This window comes from Rhizobium sp. PK7-22 (genome assembly GCF_056530405.1).
Genome location: NZ_CP096514.1, coordinates 1780510 through 1796109, shown reverse-complemented (window position 1 = coordinate 1796109; position 15600 = coordinate 1780510). Strand labels below are relative to the sequence as shown.

18 protein-coding genes are annotated in these 15600 nt (G+C 64.8%); 7 read left to right on the top strand and 11 right to left on the bottom strand.

Annotated elements, in window-relative coordinates; all coding sequences use genetic code 11:
* Positions 1–74 precede the first annotated feature (74 nt).
* Positions 75–539, bottom strand: a complete 465-nt coding sequence (locus M1E10_RS13450; protein ID WP_499176937.1) for a YcgN family cysteine cluster protein — start codon at positions 537–539, stop codon at positions 75–77.
* A gap of 185 nt (positions 540–724) precedes the next feature.
* On the opposite strand from M1E10_RS13450, the gene M1E10_RS13445 reads away from it, so the two are divergent.
* On the top strand, positions 725–2929 hold the full coding sequence (locus M1E10_RS13445) for a transglycosylase domain-containing protein (protein ID WP_499176936.1): 2205 nt from the start codon (positions 725–727) through the stop codon (positions 2927–2929).
* Positions 2930–2989: 60 nt separating this feature from the next.
* Here the strand turns inward: M1E10_RS13445 and M1E10_RS13440 are convergent, their stop codons facing one another.
* Positions 2990–3625, bottom strand: a complete 636-nt coding sequence (locus M1E10_RS13440; RefSeq protein ID WP_499176935.1) for a hypothetical protein — start codon at positions 3623–3625, stop codon at positions 2990–2992.
* Between the two features lie 290 nt (positions 3626–3915).
* Here M1E10_RS13440 and M1E10_RS13435 point away from each other — a divergent pair, with 290 nt between their 5' ends.
* Together M1E10_RS13435 and M1E10_RS13430 are read left to right on the top strand one after the other, a co-directional pair.
* Positions 3916–4503, top strand: coding sequence for a DUF1214 domain-containing protein (locus M1E10_RS13435; protein ID WP_499176934.1), 588 nt, complete (start codon positions 3916–3918; stop codon positions 4501–4503).
* On the top strand, positions 4496–5059 hold the full coding sequence (locus M1E10_RS13430) for a DUF1254 domain-containing protein (RefSeq protein ID WP_499176933.1): 564 nt from the start codon (positions 4496–4498) through the stop codon (positions 5057–5059). Before M1E10_RS13435 ends, M1E10_RS13430 begins: the two co-directional genes overlap by 8 nt.
* Before the next feature lie 9 nt (positions 5060–5068).
* On the opposite strand, the gene M1E10_RS13425 is transcribed toward M1E10_RS13430, so the two are convergent.
* On the bottom strand, positions 5069–5257 hold the full coding sequence (locus tag M1E10_RS13425; protein WP_499176932.1) for a hypothetical protein: 189 nt from the start codon (positions 5255–5257) through the stop codon (positions 5069–5071).
* A 609-nt stretch (positions 5258–5866) separates the two neighbouring features.
* Between M1E10_RS13425 and M1E10_RS13420 the strand changes: the two genes are divergently transcribed.
* A complete protein-coding gene (locus M1E10_RS13420; protein WP_499176931.1) occupies positions 5867–6877 on the top strand; it encodes a DUF2336 domain-containing protein in 1011 nt (336 codons plus the stop codon).
* Between the two features lie 3 nt (positions 6878–6880).
* Here the strand turns inward: M1E10_RS13420 and M1E10_RS13415 are convergent, their stop codons facing one another.
* From M1E10_RS13415 to M1E10_RS13400, 4 genes are all read right to left on the bottom strand, one after another.
* Positions 6881–7228 (bottom strand): DUF1491 family protein, encoded by a 348-nt coding sequence (locus tag M1E10_RS13415; protein WP_499176930.1) that lies wholly within the window; start codon positions 7226–7228, stop codon positions 6881–6883.
* A 70-nt stretch (positions 7229–7298) separates the two neighbouring features.
* Positions 7299–7991 carry a hypothetical protein gene (locus tag M1E10_RS13410; RefSeq protein ID WP_499176929.1) on the bottom strand — a complete coding sequence of 231 codons (693 nt, stop codon included), beginning with the start codon at positions 7989–7991 and terminating at the stop codon, positions 7299–7301.
* A 129-nt stretch (positions 7992–8120) separates the two neighbouring features.
* The gene (locus tag M1E10_RS13405) at positions 8121–9116 is read right to left on the bottom strand and encodes a peptidoglycan-binding domain-containing protein (protein WP_499176928.1); all 996 of its coding nucleotides are present in this window, start codon (positions 9114–9116) and stop codon (positions 8121–8123) included.
* Positions 9088–10638 carry a sensor histidine kinase gene (locus M1E10_RS13400; RefSeq protein WP_499176927.1) on the bottom strand — a complete coding sequence of 517 codons (1551 nt, stop codon included), beginning with the start codon at positions 10636–10638 and terminating at the stop codon, positions 9088–9090. Before M1E10_RS13400 ends, M1E10_RS13405 begins: the two co-directional genes overlap by 29 nt.
* 453 nt (positions 10639–11091) lie before the next feature.
* Between M1E10_RS13400 and M1E10_RS13395 the strand changes: the two genes are divergently transcribed.
* Entirely contained in the window at positions 11092–11499 is a 408-nt protein-coding gene (locus tag M1E10_RS13395) for a DUF5330 domain-containing protein (RefSeq protein ID WP_499176926.1), read from the top strand.
* Positions 11500–11704: 205 nt separating this feature from the next.
* Positions 11705–12127: a SufE family protein gene (locus M1E10_RS13390; protein ID WP_499176925.1), complete on the top strand. Its 423-nt coding sequence runs from the start codon at positions 11705–11707 to the stop codon at positions 12125–12127.
* Between the two features lie 10 nt (positions 12128–12137).
* Here the strand turns inward: M1E10_RS13390 and M1E10_RS13385 are convergent, their stop codons facing one another.
* Positions 12138–12974: a DUF6456 domain-containing protein gene (locus M1E10_RS13385; RefSeq protein WP_499176924.1), complete on the bottom strand. Its 837-nt coding sequence runs from the start codon at positions 12972–12974 to the stop codon at positions 12138–12140.
* Positions 12967–13380: a helix-turn-helix domain-containing protein gene (locus M1E10_RS13380; protein WP_499176923.1), complete on the bottom strand. Its 414-nt coding sequence runs from the start codon at positions 13378–13380 to the stop codon at positions 12967–12969. The genes M1E10_RS13385 and M1E10_RS13380 overlap by 8 nt, the downstream gene beginning before the upstream one ends.
* Positions 13381–13640: 260 nt before the next feature.
* Between M1E10_RS13380 and M1E10_RS13375 the strand changes: the two genes are divergently transcribed.
* The gene (locus M1E10_RS13375; RefSeq protein WP_499176922.1) at positions 13641–14033 is read left to right on the top strand and encodes a GFA family protein; all 393 of its coding nucleotides are present in this window, start codon (positions 13641–13643) and stop codon (positions 14031–14033) included.
* A gap of 76 nt (positions 14034–14109) precedes the next feature.
* Here the strand turns inward: M1E10_RS13375 and M1E10_RS13370 are convergent, their stop codons facing one another.
* Positions 14110–14541, bottom strand: a complete 432-nt coding sequence (locus M1E10_RS13370) for a Ros/MucR family transcriptional regulator (protein ID WP_499176921.1) — start codon at positions 14539–14541, stop codon at positions 14110–14112.
* Positions 14542–14958: 417 nt separating this feature from the next.
* Positions 14959–15300: a monovalent cation/H(+) antiporter subunit G gene (mnhG, locus tag M1E10_RS13365; protein ID WP_499176920.1), complete on the bottom strand. Its 342-nt coding sequence runs from the start codon at positions 15298–15300 to the stop codon at positions 14959–14961.
* Between the last annotated feature and the right edge of the window lie 300 nt (positions 15301–15600).

Genomic DNA, 15600 nt, shown 5'->3' with positions numbered 1-15600 from the left:
CCCCTATGTGGACCTTCCCATCATGGGAAGGTCAAGGGCTGTCAGACAGGAAGTTCAGGCGCCCGGCCAAAGCCTCACGCCCCCTCGCCGGCCTTCCAGGGCCAGTCGACGACATAGTCCTCGAAATCCTCCACATCGACCTCTGTCTCGCAGACGGTTTCCTGGCCGCGGGCGGAGATGCCGGCGATGTGGACGGTTTCGGGATCGCCGGAGACGAGGTGGTGCCACCAGTAGAGATCGCGGTTCTCGCGCACCAGCCGATAGCCGCAGGTGGGCGGCAGCCAGGGGATCTCGTCGACGCCCTCGGGCGTCAGCTGGATGCATTCCGGCACGGTCGCCTGGCGGTTCTCGTAGTCGGTGCAGCGGCAGCTCGTGCCGTCCATCAGCCGGCAGCGCACGGAGGTGAAGACCACGGCGCCGCTCTCCCAGTCCTCAAGCTTGTTGAGGCAACAGAGGCCACAGCCGTCGCAGAGACTTTCCCACTCGCGCGGGTCCATCTCTTCCAGCGTCTTCACCTTCCAGAAGGGCAGTTCGGTCATTCACATATCCGTACACGGGCAATAGACGTCGTTTCGGCGACCTCGCCTGTTGCTATTCTGCTCTCGTATTTCAACATTCCATAAGCTATTGCTGACTAACTACGCCAGCAGCTCTGGCCGCTCATGATGGCGGCGTCAAGCGACCGGTACAATCGATGGGGGCACCAGTGCAGGACGATCCGGACATGGGTCCAGACATAGGGGAAGAACGGCCGCGCCGGAAGCGCCACCTGCTTCTGCGCATCGATTCCTGGATCGACTCCACCGTCTGGAACCTCGGCTTCCGGTTCGGCGAGATCTGGGAGGAGATCACCATCTTCTCCCGCAGGTTCCGCGCCCGCGGCTGGAAGAAGGCCGCGTTCGAGGTTGCCGGCGAAGCGATGACGCTCGGCACTGCCGGCGCCGTCGTGCTGCTGGCGCTTGCCCTGCCCGCCTTCGAGGAAACCAAAGAAGATTGGCGCAATCGTGGCGACTTCGCCGTCACCTTCCTCGACCGCTACGGCAATACCATCGGCCACCGCGGCATCATCCACGAGGATTCGGTGCCGATCGACCAGTTGCCGGACCATCTGATCAAGGCGGTGCTGGCAACCGAGGACCGGCGCTTCTTCGACCACTTCGGCATCGATTTCCTCGGCCTGGCGCGCGCCATGAGCGAGAATGCCAAGGCCGGCGGCGTCGTCCAGGGCGGCTCGACGCTGACGCAGCAGCTCGCCAAGAACCTGTTCCTCACCAACGAGCGCTCCATCGAGCGCAAGATCAAGGAAGCCTTCCTGGCGCTTTGGCTGGAAGCCAATCTCTCCAAGAAGGAGATCCTCTCCTATTACCTCGACCGCGCCTACATGGGCGGCGGCACCTTCGGCGCGGCGGCGGCGGCGCAGTTCTACTTCGGCAAGAACCTCACCGAGGTGGATCTTGCGGAATCGGTCATGCTGGCCGGCCTCTTCAAGGCGCCGGCGAAATATGCGCCGCACGTCAACCTGCCGGCGGCGCGCGCGCGCGCCAACGAGGTGCTGACCAATCTGGTGCAGGGCGGCATGATGACCGAGGGCCAGGTGATCGGCGCAAGGCGCAGCCCGGCGACCGTCATCGACCGGGCCGAGGCCAAGGCCCCCGACTATTTCCTGGACTGGGCCTTCGAGGAAGTGCAGCGGCTGGCCAAATCCGGCAAGATCAAGGAGCGCTCGGTGATCGTGCGCACCACGATCGACATGGGCCTGCAGCAGGCCGCCGAGGCGGCGATGGAATCGAGCCTGCGCGAATACGGCGAAAGCTACCGCGCCAAGCAGGGCGCCATGGTGATGATCGAGACCGGCGGCGCCGTGCGCGCCATGGTCGGCGGTCGCGACTACGGCGAAAGCCAGTTCAACCGCGCCACCCGGGCGCTGCGCCAGCCGGGTTCATCGTTCAAGCTCTATACCTATGCCGCCGCCATGGAGAAGGGCTTTACCCCCGAATCTGTCGTGTCGGACGCGCCGGTGACCTGGCGCGGCTGGTCGCCGCAGAACTACGGCCGCTCCTACAAGGGCAAGGTGACGCTGATGACGGCCATGTCGCAGTCCTACAACACCGTGCCGGTCCGGCTAGCAAAGGACGAGCTCGGCATCGAGCGGATCGCGCAGATGGCCAAGGACATGGGCGTCGAGACGCCGCTTCGCACCGACAAGACCATCCCGCTCGGCACTTCCGAGGTCACCGTGCTCGACCAGGCCACCGCCTATGCGGTGATGCCGGCGGGCGGGCTGCAGTCGCGCCGGCACGGGATCGCGCAGATCGTCGGCTATGGCAGCGAGGTGCTCTACGACTTCCAGCGCGACGCGCCGCCGCCGCAGCGGGTGCTCTCGGAGCAGGCGCTGTCGTCGATGAACCGCATCCTCACCAACATCCCCTACAACGGCACGGCACGGCGCGCGGCCGTCGACGGCGTGCTGACCGGCGGCAAGACCGGAACCTCGCAGAGCTACCGCGATGCCTGGTTCGTCGGCTTCACCGGCAACTACACGGCGGCCGTCTGGTTCGGCAACGACGACTATACGCCGATGAACAACATGACCGGCGGTTCGCTGCCGGCGATGACGTTCAAGACGCTGATGGACTACGCCCACCAGGGCATCGAGCTGAAGCCGATCCCCGGCCTCGAGGATCCCTTCCCGGAAGGCGTGACGAAGCCGCAGGCCGTGGCGGAGAAGACCGATGAGGGCGAAGAGGCAATTCAGGCGCTGGTGCGTCCGCGCTCCATGCCGGCGGAGGCGACACGGGTGCTGCGACGGATCGCCGAGAAGCTGAAGACCACCCCGCCGCTGGCGCCCGCCACCGCCAGGGTTGCGGATGCGACCGTGACGGGTTCGGTGGCGCTCGGTTCTGCCACAGTCATGGCTCCCGGCGACTAGAGCCGTCAACTCGCTCTCGGATTGCGGACGGGACCTGAAGATAGCGATGCATGAAACATTCTAAAAGGGACGAGTAATCGTCAACTTTGTGACGAATTCCTCATGCCGGATACTCCTCAAGGGAAGTGCATCTTGACTTCGGACCTCGTGCTTAAGCCCTATTGCATTGAAAGCATTGGTGAGAAGTCTCGCTTCGGCAGTTAGCTCTGCGCCTGATAGAGAATCTATAAGGAGGCCAGTTTGAGACGGAGACGCTGCGCCTAAAAAGCCTCCCTGCCTCACGACCCATCCGGATGACATGAGGGCGTCAGCGAGTTGCCTGCTGAGTTGCCCCTGATCTGGAGCTGCCATGTCTAGAGAGATTTGCAGTTTACCGGGCTGTGTCGCGGCGATGGCAGAAAAAAGCGCGATCTGTTCCGGCTTAAGATTTTTCGGCTCCGCCACCAATCTGCGCTCAAGATCCGCTATTGTCTGCTGAGCTTGATCTGGGGACGCACCCGCGAGTTTATCTTTGTAATCCGAAATCAAATCATCGCGCTGCGAGAGTCTGCTCTCAAGATTTGAGACCTTTTCCGAGAGGAGAAATCTTCCACCCAAAAAACCGAATCCAGCCACGACGAGAGCCATGCTCAAGAATGCGAAGGGCGCCTGTGAAACCAACGCCCAGTTTTGCTGCACCATTTGCAAAAGATCCATGCCAACAGCTAACAACTCGCAGATAGGTGTGCAAGTGGCTAACGAACTCAAATGAGAACGGAGAAGCGCTGGGTATGAGCACTATGCGAGCCTGCCCAGATCGCTACCGCGTGAGAAGGTCGCGCCGAAGCAAGGCCCTGCCAGACAAATTTGCCTCTGCTCGCGAAGTCCATAGAGGCCTGACGGAAACTCCTGCCAGGTGCGCGCCGGGCAGACACTGTCCATAGGCCGTTCCTTTCGAGGGGAATCAATGCTAACCCTCGGCGACACTCCTTGAGGGCATGCCTTTCGTGTTTCGTGTTCCGTTTCTTGTCGCCATCGCCCTTGCGATCGCCTTCGGTGGCGGGATCTGGTCGACGCTCTGGGCACTGGAGGCCAGCACCGGCTTCGGCGCCATCCGGCTCGGGGCCTGGGAGGCGTTTCCAGACGCCCAGACCGCCAAGGCTGACCCTTACGCCAAATCGCACCGTGCCAGCGCCGGCGCCCTGCTCTACGGCAGCGCCGAGGGCCTCAGCTTCACGGCCGGGGTGGACGAGACCGGCGCGCCGCTTCGGGCCGGCTGCAGCTATCGCATCATCGGGCACACGCCCCCTGCCCGCCTCTGGACCCTTTACACGCTGCAAGGAGGACTGGCCCATCGGCCGCGGGAGGGCATGCTGCCGGTGGCGCTGAACTCGCGATCCATCCTGCGCCATGCCGACGGCGCGTTCGAAATCACCGTGGCGGCCGATGCGCAGCCCGGCAACTGGCTGGCAACCCCGCAGGACGGCCGCTTCCGGTTGCGCCTGACGCTTCTCGACACGCCGGCGGCCGGCAGTTCGGGCCTGATCGATCTGTCGATGCCCGCCATCCAGAACCTTGGATGCGGCAATGCTTAAAGTGCTGTTTGCTGTTCTCACGGGGCTTTTCGGCGCGGCGCTGCTGCACCTCGTGATCATCCTGTCGCTGCCCTATTTCAGCGAGCAGGACGCCTATACGCGGGTGCTGGCCGAAGGCAGCCGGCACATCTTCCACCGGCTTCCAGACAGCCGCGACCGGGCCGGGCTGGTGCAGGACGATCCGCTGATGGAGGCCTCCGTCTGCGCCTACGACATTTCCGAGGGGCCGGTGCGGATCTTTGCGCAGGGCAACGTGCCGTTCTGGTCCATGGCGATCTACGACGCCGCCTCCAACGAGGTATTCAGCATCAACGATCGTACCGCTGCGGCCGGCATTCTCGACGTCGTGCTGGCGACGCCGGTGCAGTTGACGGTGTTGAGAAAGACGCTGCCCGAGCCGATCGCGCAGTCGATCCTGGTGGAAACCCAGCAGGCGGACGGTTATGTGGTCCTCAGGACGATGGTGCCGCAAGCAAGCTTTGCGCCGGCGGCCGGCACATTTCTGTCGGAGGCTGTCTGCGCGCCGTTCGATTGGCGTCGGCGGCAGCAGTTCTGATCCCTGGCCTCAGTTCTGCTCGAGCAGCATGACCGAAAGCGACGCCCGCTGCGGCGGCACGTTCTCCAGGCGCTCGTAACGAACCCCGGTGAAGATCAGCAGTTGCGCCGTTTCGGCCGTGTCTGGGCGGCCGATGCGGATCTCGGGTTTGCGGCGTTGCTGTTCACGCCATCTGTTCAGCACTACGATTTCTGCCATGCTCGTCTCCACGATGGTTCGAGACGGATGAATGACGGCTCACTTTCACCCTGCCCTCAAGTGGGCCGACGCATCCTCAGATGAGGCATCTGCGCCTTACTCGTCGCCACACCATTCTGGTGCCTACGACATTCACGACCGGTACCGCCAAACCGGCTCATCGCGAATCGGGGGTATCCCCGTTTCCCGGCTGCTTCCGGTGACTTTCCGGAACGTCGCCATTGAGACAGCAACCGGTAAACCATTCGTTAATGCTAATAAAGTGTAGCGCCGCCTTTGGGCGCATCCCACACTAAAAACGCCCAACGTGGCTTTTTGTTCACACTCGCGCGATCACGTCCGCCTGATCATGGTCATCTTCGACCCCTGGCGGGCTGGCCGTCCAGACGTTCCATTCCGGTGCAGCGCGTCATCCAGTTCATAGCCCATTAACCGTGGCTTGTTACCATCTGGTTTACCATGAAGGGCAGCCTTGGCAGGACGATGTCGTCGGAGGGTGGCGACCTCTTCCGGCCGCGAGACCGGACGCCACACATGTCCCGGCGAACAGCGGCCGTCGGCCCGTTGGACTGCCGCGAGTTTTTGTAATGCGTAACGTGAGTTTGGCCTGTGACGGACCAGTTTCGAGATCTTGAAAGGCCTTTGGCCATGCGCAGGAAGGACGTGGTGTTGATTGCCACCGTGACGAGTTTCGAGAGCGTTCCGCGTCCTTCCCGCTCGGAACTTCGGCAGTTCGCGGAGCTTTTCGGCCCACTCTTCGGCGCGTCGAGCGAAGAGGCCCGGCGGCATGCCGTGGCTGCCCTGTCGCAATCGAAGACGGTGCCGCCGACCGTTGCCTTCTTCATCGCCTGCCAGCCGATTGCCATTGCAGCCCCTTTTCTCGCCTCCTCCCCCTGCCTGGACGACGAGACGCTGATCACCGTCGCGCGCACGCAAGGTGCCGCGCACGCGAAAGCCATCGTGCTGCGCGAAGACCTGTCGCCCAGGGTGATCGACACGCTTGTCAGCCTTCGCCACGACTGGCCGCTCGCCAAGCGCGACACGGCTGCAGCCGATGAGCCCGATCCGGTGACGGCTGCCGCCCAGGCGCAGGACGACGAGCGGGCATGGCGCGAGGAACAGCTGCGCCAGCGCATCAAGGCGCTGGCCGCCCATGTCCATCGTGCGGAAGACGACCGGCTGGGGTTGCGCACACTGAGCCCCGTCCAGGAAGCGCTGCTCGTGCGCTTCTCCCGCAATCGCGAGGGCGGGCTGTTCGCCACGACGCTGGCCGACGCGCTGTCTGCGAGCCGCTGGCTTGCAGAGCGGATCATGCTCGATATCTCCGGCCAGCAGCTGGCCACCACCCTGAAGGCGCTGGCCATGGAGGAGGCGGATGCGCTCTTCGTGCTGGAGCGCTTCTACTCGCACCTCGGCACCCGGACGAATGGCGTCAGCCGCGGGCAGTTCCTGTGGAATTCGCTGAACGAGGCCGACTGCGGCCGACGGATCGAGGCCTGGCGCCGCGCCGATGGCTATACCGTCCGGGACTCGGAACTTCATCCGGCACCGGATCAGGATACCGGCAAGATCGCCGCGACTGGGACGGGCACCCTTCTTCCCCTGCGCAACGCCGGTTAAGGTTCAGGGCGCCGTATCGACGACCGCGAAGAGGCCGTCGATCGCATCGACCTCCAGCTCGAGCACCCAGAGGTCGCGGTCGAAATTGCGTTCGCGCGCGATCAGGTCATCGGTCGCCTGCGGCTCCACCCGGTCCAGCCGCTTCTCGAACCGCCGCTCGATCACCTCGTCCTCTTCGAAAACCTGCTGGGGTGCCGGCGCATAGAGCGTTTCGGTGCCGTCGCGAAAGCGCTGGCGGATGAAGACGGCGCCCGCTTCCTCGGCGCCCTTGTGCTCGATCGCGGCAAATCCGCCGGCGGAAAAGACGCGGCGGGTCAGGGCACTGACGAAGATGTCGGAACGGATGCGCATCCCTATCTCATAGCCGAAAGCGCCACCGGCGCAAAGGCGGCGGTCACGCGGGCCGCCGGTGCGCGACGGTTCAGCCGTCTGCCGTGGTTTCCGGCGCCGCGCCAGCCTCGCCCGGCTTCGTCCAGGACAGATAGTAGTAGGTGTCACCGATCATGCCGAAATAGGCGCTTTGGCCGGTCAGCCTGTCCTGATGGCTGGAATCGTCGTTGCGCACGTAGAGGCCGTTGCCTTCGCGGGTCAGATGCTGCTTGAGGAAGGAGGTCCAGTCCGTCGTCGGCGCCGCCGTTCTTTCGCCGGCCTCAGCCTCGGCATCGGCCGGGTTCCAGGCCTTGACCGTCTCGCCGGCCGCCGCGTCGGTGACCGTCAGCGTGCCGGCATCGATGGCCTCCAGCATCGCCTCCGCCATCGCACTGGTTCCGCTCGAAGCCTTCAGCTCCTCCAGCTTGGCGACGAGCGCCTTCATGAAGGCCTTGCTTTCGATATCGTCGATGGCGCCGTCGCTGGCCGCGTCATTGGCCTCTTCGGCCGCCGCACCGGTCATGGCCTGCTGCTGCAGCGAGGCGATCAGCCGGGAGAGACTGGTGTCATCGTCGTCGGCATCGGCGCTGTTGCTGCCGGAAAACAGGAGGTCGGCGAGCAAGCTGTGGGATGTGCCCGACGACTTTGACGACGCTTCGGATGCAGCCTCCTCGGACACTTCCTTGAAGACCCTCAGGGCGGTCTGTTGCGACCAAAGGCGGACGGTGGTGATTTCGGAAACCATGCTGCTTCTCCGATTGCGGCCCGACCAGTGTCCGGCGGCGGAAAGCGACTGGGGGCACGGGAACGGGGAGACGCTATCGGCCGAGGCCTGCGCGAAGCTGTGCGCCGGCCTCGGCTGCAACCCAGGATTCTAAAGGGCGCCGATCGACTTCAGCTTCTTCAGCACCATCTCGTTCGGCTCGCCGGTCTCCGGCAGCCGGTAGTGCTTTTCGAAGCGGCGAATCGCCGCCTTCGTCTGGGCGCCCGCCACGCCGTCGACGGTGATGTCGCTATAGGCGATGTTGGAGAGGCCGCGCTGGATCTGGATCACCAGGGTGGCGGAAGCGGCGATATCGGGCCCGAGATCGCGCGACGGCGTTGGTGCCTGCCCGTCGGCGGACTTGTCGGCGGGCTTGCGGCTGCGCTCGGAGGAGCGGATCGCGGCAGCGACGGGATCCTCGACCACGGCACTGACGTCTTCGGCCGGACGGGCCGCCGGCACGGCGACCGCCTCGATCGGCAGCGGCGCGACGGGCGATGCGGAAGCGGTCTCGACGGTCGCCGCCGGCGCCTGGCGCAGGGTCGCCAGCAGGCCGGGCGTCGCCTCGCCGGTCTGCGGCAGGCCTTCGGTTTCCTGGAAGAAGAGGATGGCGGCGGTGGTTTGCGGCCCGACGAGGCCGTCGGCGACGCCCTGGTAGAGACCGCGCCGTGCAAGCTCCCGCTGCACGCCGGCAATCAGCTGCTGCGGCGAGAGGTCCGGCTGCGGCGCGGCGGCGGCCTCTTCGGCGGCCGGGAGCGCCACAGGCTCGGGCACGGCAAGGGGTGTCGGCTCGGCCGTGTCCTCGCGGGCGATGCGGAAGGTGGTCACGGTGTCGGGCTCGGTGCGGCGTGCCGGGCGATAGCCGGCAATGCCGTTCGGATCCTGCGCATCACGGGTCGCCAAGAGCGGCGACGGGTGGTTGCCCGGCTGGTACCACAGCGCATTGGCGGCGATGGAGCCGAAGACGACGGCGAAGGTGGACGCCCCGAAGATAAGCCGGGGATACCGGCCAGCCGCGCGTCCTGCCGCCGAGAAGAGGCGGAACAGGAGGCCGGGTTCCTGAACCTTTTTCTTGCTCTTAGGCGATTTTCGCTTTGGCGGCGTCATTCTCGGTATCCTGTTCGTCCTTCTGTGCCAGGTCGGCCATGGTCGCGTATGCGGATTTTACCAGACGCGGGGGGAATTCGACCATAGGGTCTGCGGGTTCCTGCGCAGCTTCCTCGATGCCGGCACCGTCGGCGGGAAGCGTCACGGTCACCACGGTCCCCTCGCCGGCGCGGCTCTCGATATGGAACCGTCCGCCGTGCAATGCAACAAGTCCTTTCACCAGCGACAGACCAAGTCCGGTGCCTTCGTACTGGCGGGTGTAATCGTCCTGCACCTGCATGAAGGGCTGGCCGATCATGGCCAGCTTGTTTGCCGGAATGCCGATGCCGGTGTCGCTGACGGTCAGCACCAGGTCGTCGCCGACGAGGCCCGCGTCGATCGACACGACGCCGCCGTTTTCGGTGAACTTGATGGCATTGCCGGCCAGGTTGATGAGGATCTGCTTGACGGCGCGACGATCGGCGGTGATTTCGCCGAGCCCCTTGGCGGTGCGCGTCGTCAGCGTCAAGCCGCGGCCCCTCGCCTGCAGGTCGAGCATGGCGCGGCAGGATTCGATGACGTCGCCGATCATGAAGGGTTCGGCGATCAGCTCGTAGCGACCGGCCTCGATCTTGCTCATGTCGAGCATGGTGTTGACGACGGCCAACAGATGGGCGCCCGACTGGCGGATCAGGCCGACGTATTCCTTCTGGCGGTCCGTCTCGAGGCGGCCGAAGTACTCGCCGGCCAGCACGTCGGAGAAGCCGAGGATGGCATTGAGCGGCGTGCGCAGCTCGTGGCTGACGGCGGCGAGGAAGCGGGTCTTGGCCTCATGCGCCGAGCGGGCCTCGGTGACGCGCAGTGCTGCCTCGTCGCGCAGCGCCTCTTCGGCGGAGACGTCGCGCATCTGGGCAAAGACTGCGGTGAGTTCGCCATCGTCGCGGCGCACGGCGGTCATCTCCAGGCAGGCATGCAGGAACTGGCGGCCCGCGGCACTATAGACGCGCTGGACGCGCACCATGACCGTGGCGGCCTCCTGCCCCTGGCGCAGCGTGTCGAGCGCGTGCATGAGGCTGATGCGATCGGAGACATGCACCAGTTCGGCAAGCCGCTGGCCGCAGGGATCGTGGAGTGCTGCAGGAAATTCAGAGCGGTCGCGGCCGCCGCACTTCATCACCAGTCCATGGGGATCCAGCATCAGCGCCAGACCCGGGCAGGCGGAAAAGACGAGATCGTCGGCGGCAGCCGAGGCGACCGGCGGCGCGGAGCGCCCCCCGCGGCCGAAGGTTGCGGCGGCGGCGATCAGGAAGGAGGAGACGGCGACGGTGGCGCCCACCGGCAGGGCGATGGATACGGGCAGCAGGGTGGTGAGGACGGCCGGCAGCAGAAGTGCGGCGACACCGGCATTCAGCGTGACGCGGCGCAACAGCACGACGTTCCTGCCACGGGCCTCTTCCGGCTGCCCGAGGCATTCCAGCCAACGGTCGGCGGCCCGGTCGACTTCCCCGACCACCTTCCCGGCAATGTTACTCAATACGCGCACTCAAGACCCTGACGCAAACTCTGAAATACCCTCGGACTTTAGGCTTCTGCGACTTAAGGAAAGGATAAAAGAGGGGCTTGCGAGGCGTCCCGGATTGGGCCGAATCCCGATTTGAAACGGCACAACAGACGCTTTTGGGATCATGGTTAACAGGGCGTAAGCGGCGGATTTACTTGCATTTTCCAGATCCCGTTAACACTTGCGGCAGGACCCTGCCGCCAGAAGGCGGGAACTGCCGGGCGGGCGCCGCATTTATGCTTAACATCGGTGGTCAAGATTTGGGATGAAAGCTGCCGCCCATGTGCCGAATTGGCGATCGTTCAAATTTTATTCAAAACTGGAGAAAACCCGAGTGTTCCTGTCAAAGGGCGATTCGCTTCCCCAGGTTAGGGTGACACCAAGACCGGGAGAGACCCGGCGGCCGACCGGGCTTTACGGGTGGTGGACAGGGCAATGTGGTTTCTGATCAAGAGCAGTATAACGTTCGGACTGGTGCTGGTGGCGCTCTCCTACTTCAGCGGCCGTCCCGCCGTGGAGACGGACGGCGCGCCGCAGGTCGAGGTGCAGGATGCCGTGGGCGCCGCCGCTCAGGCCTTCCAGTATCTCAGCGCCATCTGCATCGAAAAGCCTGACGTCTGCGTCAAGGGCGCCGAAACCTTCGCGGCCCTCGGCCAGCGTGCCCGGGAGGGTGCCCTGGTGGCCTTCCAGCTTCTGGACGAGCAGTTTGCCGATGACGCCCCCGCCATGGCACAGGCCACCGACCTGCAGCCGATGCCGGACATGCCGCTCGCCACCGCCTCCACCGACGCCGTCTCAACCGGCGGCATTCCGCTTCCGCAGAAGCGTCCTGCCACGCGCTAAACCTTCCGACATCGGGCGACGGAGCCTTGAGCGCTTCGTCCGCCCCTTCCCCTTGCGCCGGCCATTGCCTCGGCCGGCGCCTGATTGACTGCCCCTGAACTTCAGCCCTGCTGAGCCGTGAGGATTTGATCCTCACGGTTTTTTTTTCATTCACGCGGCGGGCTTTCCTTCCTATATGCAGCCGAAGACAGAACGGGAGCACCGGATGGCCAGGATCGACCAGATCATCGACGATTTCGCCTACCTCGAAGAGTGGGAGGATCGCTACCGCTACGTGATCGAGCTCGGCAAGGCGTTGCCCGAGCTGCCGGAAGAAGACCGCACGGCGCAGAACAAGGTGCAGGGCTGCGCCAGCCAGGTCTGGGTCGTCAGCCACGAGGAGGACGGCGGCGCCGACCCGGTGCTGACCTTCACGGGCGATTCCGACGCCCATATCGTGCGCGGCCTGGTGGCGATCGTGCTCGCCGTCTATTCCGGCAAGCACGCCTCCGAGATCGTCTCCACCGATGCAATCGAGATCTTCGACCGCATCGGCCTCGTGGAGCACCTGTCCTCGCAGCGCGCCAACGGGTTGCGCTCGATGGTGAAGCGCATCCGCGAGGAGGCCCGGCTGAAGGCCGCCGCCTGACAACTGCGCCCTACCGGGGCATCGGCGGGCGATAGCCGTCCGCGCCCCAATGGTGGTTCGCCCTGCGGCTCGGCGGCGGCGGCGGCGCATAGTGGCGGGCGAGCGCCAGAAGTGCGGTGCGCAGCATCAGTTTTGCCGAGCGTGCCGGCCATTGCCGCTCGCGCTCCACCGTCTCCAGACCCTTGCAGAAGCAGCATACATCGATCGCGACGCCGGCAAGCTCCGGGCCGATCGCCTCGACCGCCAGCGTGAAGCGGTCGCGGGCGGCCATGGCACTGTCGGCAAGTTCCGCCTGGCCCCCCCGTTCGCCCTTGCCGCGGGCCGAAAGCCGCGGCTCCCAGCTGGCGGTGACGCGCGGCTGCAGCTGCGCCCTCGTGAAATCCGCCGCCAGACGCTCGCCCGCCTCGATGGCCTCCATAGGCAGGAAGGCGCCGCCGGTGCGGTCCTTCAGGCGCGACAGGAGGAAGAGCGGCGATTCGGCGAGGTTGCGGCGCACCGACTGACGCACGCCCTCGACATCGACGCTCTCCTGCACCTCGACGCGATGCTGGCCGGCATAGGCCTCTTCCCCCGCCAGCAGGGCGCGGCGCAGGAAGGCCGATGTCTCCGGCGTTGCAGCAAGCGTACCGCCGGAGGACGCGATGATGCCGTGGCGGACCGCCCGTGCGACGAGATCGGCGGCGAGCGACAGCTCCTCCCCTGCAACCCGCAGGGTGGCGTCCTCCCCGGCCATCATCTCGACCGGTCCCCGCAGCAGCCGGCGCAGCAGCCGCAGGAGATCGCGCTGCTCGGCCGGCGTCGCGCAGAGGTCCCTTCCGGCGGCCACAGTCTTCACGCGTTCAGTCATGGCCGGTGACCTCGGAGCTGGCGAAGACGGCGACGACGATACGCTCGACCGCCGAGACGAACTCGTCGTAGACCCGGTCGTCGCGCCGGTCCTCCACCACATGGCAGGCATGGCCGACCGTGGTGCGGTCGCGCCCGAAGGCTGCGCCGATATCCTGCTGCGGCATGCGCAGCGCCACATGGCAGACATACATGGAGATCTGCCGCACATGGCAGGCGAGCCTTCGCCGGTCGCGGCGCACCATGACCCGGTCGCCGAGCAGCAGGAGCAGCTCGGAGACCATCTGGCGCACGATGCGGCAGATGCTGCGGTCGGACATGCGCCGGGTGAGCGGCGGCTGCCAGACGATCTCGCCCGACACCTCGGGCTCCCGGCTCTGGGACGGGCGGTGGGTTTCCAGGGGCATGACAACTCCTCACGTAATAGGAATTTATTCATACACCCATAGAGGAAGCACGGGGACGACGGAAGCTGCGAGAAATCGTACGGCGCATTGAATTTGTTGGAAGGTTTCTGAAGACGCCACAGCGTCCCTAGGACTTTTGTCCTCACAGCCAAACGTCACAGGTAGTTCGCCCCACGTCCCAGCCCTGATCCGCCATTTGCCACCCCTACCCTCCTCGTCGTACCCTAAGCTCCGTCTGACCCTCTGGAGGAGACGAGAGCATGGTTCAGTTCACCGGCGGTTGCCTCTGCGGCGACGTTCGCATCACCGCGACGGGGCGGCCGTATCGGGTGGGGATCTGCCATTGCCTCGACTGCCGCAAGCACCATGGGGCGCTGTTTCATGCCTCGGCGATCTTTCCGGAGGATGCGGTGACGGTGAGCGGCGAGATGGGGGAGTACGCCGGGCGGTTCTTCTGTCGCCGCTGCGGCTCGCCGGTCCTTGGACGCAGCGGCGACGAGGTGGAGGTGAACCTCGGGTCTCTCGACGCACCCGACCAGCTGGTGCCGACCTACGAGCTGTGGACCATCCGCCGCGAAACCTGGCTGCCGCCCTTCCCGCTCGGGAGGCGATACGAGCGCGACCGCGATTCGTCGGGGCGGCGGGAGGACTAGCGGCAGGTCCCCCTCAAAAAGAAGGGGCCGGAAGCATGTGCTTCACGGCCCCAATCAGAATGTCTTGCGGAAAACCCTATTTGGCGGTGCGCTTGCGGCGCTGGCCGAGGCCCATCTGCTTGGCAAGCCGCGAGCGGGCTTCCGCATAGGCAGGGGCGACCATCGGATAGTCGGAGGGCAGGCCCCACTTCTCGCGGTATTCTTCCGGGGTCATGTTGTAGTGGGTCATCAGGTGGCGCTTCAGCGACTTGAACTTCTGGCCGTCTTCAAGGCAGATCAGATAATCCTCCTCGATCGACTTCTTGATCGACACCGGTGGCTTTGGCTTTTCCGTCACAGCCGCTACAGCGACCGGCTGGCTGGTATTGCTTAGAGCTGTATGGACGTCGGAGATCAGACCCCCGAGATCACCAACGGGCACGACATGGTTGCTCACATAGGCCGCGACGATATCGGCAGTGAGTTCCACCAAAAGGTCATGTCCCTTGTCCAAGGCCGCTTCTGTCATCTTACGTCTCCATTTTCTTATCGTTCCCAAAGGCGCGCCGTTCTTGCTGCGCCGCAGGGATAGCTCGCTCGTTTGGCCGATCAGCCGGTTCCCGAACACGCGATGTCGGCCGGCCACCTGCTTCGATGAACGGCCACCCGGGCTTCTTGAAACATCAGCATCAAGAAACTACTGCTAACCCGGCTCCGAAATCTTGCATAACATAAGAATGTCGCAGAGACTTTTGAAGTAGCGCCGGACTTCTTGATCGGCAGTGTAATCAACTGCGGGTGATTTAGCATCTTTGAATGTGAGATTCAAAGCACAAAATTGGGCCAAAACCATAAAATTTTCGGCAAGCGGAGCCCGTTACCTCACGATTGCGTCGATTTCTCACACCGCCGGCGCAATTATTCGCAACTGTACAGATATTGTAAACTATACATGCTCGTGGCTGCGGCGCATTTCGTCCTGCACCGAAAGGTCCGAGAGCGGATAGCCTGATTCGTGCGCGGCCTTGGCCAGCAGATGCGCGGAGACCGGGGCGGTCAGAACGAAGAAGATGAAGCCTGCGAAGGAGCGCGCGAGGATCGCGAGGTCGGCGGCATGGATGCCGACGGCGATCAGCATCAGCGCCGATCCCACCGTGCCCGCCTTGGAGGCCGCATGCATGCGGGCGTAGAGATCGGGCAAGCGGTTCAGGCCGACGGCGGCGGCGAAGGTGAAGACGGCGCCGATGATGATCAGCACCGCGGTGATCAGCGCGAGAATCATCTCCATCACGGCGTCTCCTTCTTTGCGGGTGGTTTTGCGGCGGGCCGTGTGGCTGGCTTGGCCATGGTCTTGCTCGCCGGCTTGGGCCTGGCGACGGCCGCAGCCGACCCGGATGCCGCCGTTTCCGCGGCGCCGGCAGCCTTGCCCCTTGCCTTGGCCTTGGCGATCTTGACCTTGGCAGCGCTCGCCTTGGTCACTTCCGACTTGCTAGGCGCCGGCTTGGGGGCGACTGGCGGAGTATCGGGGCGGTCGGCAGGTGCTGCGGCCGGCATGACAGTGCCGGCAGGACCGATTTCCCGGGCGTCG

Excerpts from the sequence above, each read along its gene's own strand:
- M1E10_RS13370 (WP_499176921.1), bottom strand. The coding sequence starts at position 14,541 with ATGACAGAAGCGGCCTTGGACAAGGGACATGACCTTTTGGTGGAACTC.
- M1E10_RS13415 (WP_499176930.1), bottom strand. The coding sequence starts at position 7,228 with ATGCGCATCCGTTCCGACATCTTCGTCAGTGCCCTGACCCGCCGCGTC.
- M1E10_RS13430 (WP_499176933.1), top strand. The coding sequence starts at position 4,496 with ATGCTTAAAGTGCTGTTTGCTGTTCTCACGGGGCTTTTCGGCGCGGCG.
- M1E10_RS13385 (WP_499176924.1), bottom strand. The coding sequence starts at position 12,974 with ATGACTGAACGCGTGAAGACTGTGGCCGCCGGAAGGGACCTCTGCGCG.
- M1E10_RS13450 (WP_499176937.1), bottom strand. The coding sequence starts at position 539 with ATGACCGAACTGCCCTTCTGGAAGGTGAAGACGCTGGAAGAGATGGAC.
- M1E10_RS13375 (WP_499176922.1), top strand. The coding sequence starts at position 13,641 with ATGGTTCAGTTCACCGGCGGTTGCCTCTGCGGCGACGTTCGCATCACC.
- M1E10_RS13405 (WP_499176928.1), bottom strand. The coding sequence starts at position 9,116 with ATGACGCCGCCAAAGCGAAAATCGCCTAAGAGCAAGAAAAAGGTTCAG.
- M1E10_RS13395 (WP_499176926.1), top strand. The coding sequence starts at position 11,092 with ATGTGGTTTCTGATCAAGAGCAGTATAACGTTCGGACTGGTGCTGGTG.
- M1E10_RS13425 (WP_499176932.1), bottom strand. The coding sequence starts at position 5,257 with ATGGCAGAAATCGTAGTGCTGAACAGATGGCGTGAACAGCAACGCCGC.
- M1E10_RS13445 (WP_499176936.1), top strand. The coding sequence starts at position 725 with ATGGGTCCAGACATAGGGGAAGAACGGCCGCGCCGGAAGCGCCACCTG.
- M1E10_RS13410 (WP_499176929.1), bottom strand. The coding sequence starts at position 7,991 with ATGGTTTCCGAAATCACCACCGTCCGCCTTTGGTCGCAACAGACCGCC.
- M1E10_RS13440 (WP_499176935.1), bottom strand. The coding sequence starts at position 3,625 with ATGGATCTTTTGCAAATGGTGCAGCAAAACTGGGCGTTGGTTTCACAG.
- M1E10_RS13390 (WP_499176925.1), top strand. The coding sequence starts at position 11,705 with ATGGCCAGGATCGACCAGATCATCGACGATTTCGCCTACCTCGAAGAG.
- M1E10_RS13380 (WP_499176923.1), bottom strand. The coding sequence starts at position 13,380 with ATGCCCCTGGAAACCCACCGCCCGTCCCAGAGCCGGGAGCCCGAGGTG.
- mnhG (WP_499176920.1), bottom strand. The coding sequence starts at position 15,300 with ATGGAGATGATTCTCGCGCTGATCACCGCGGTGCTGATCATCATCGGC.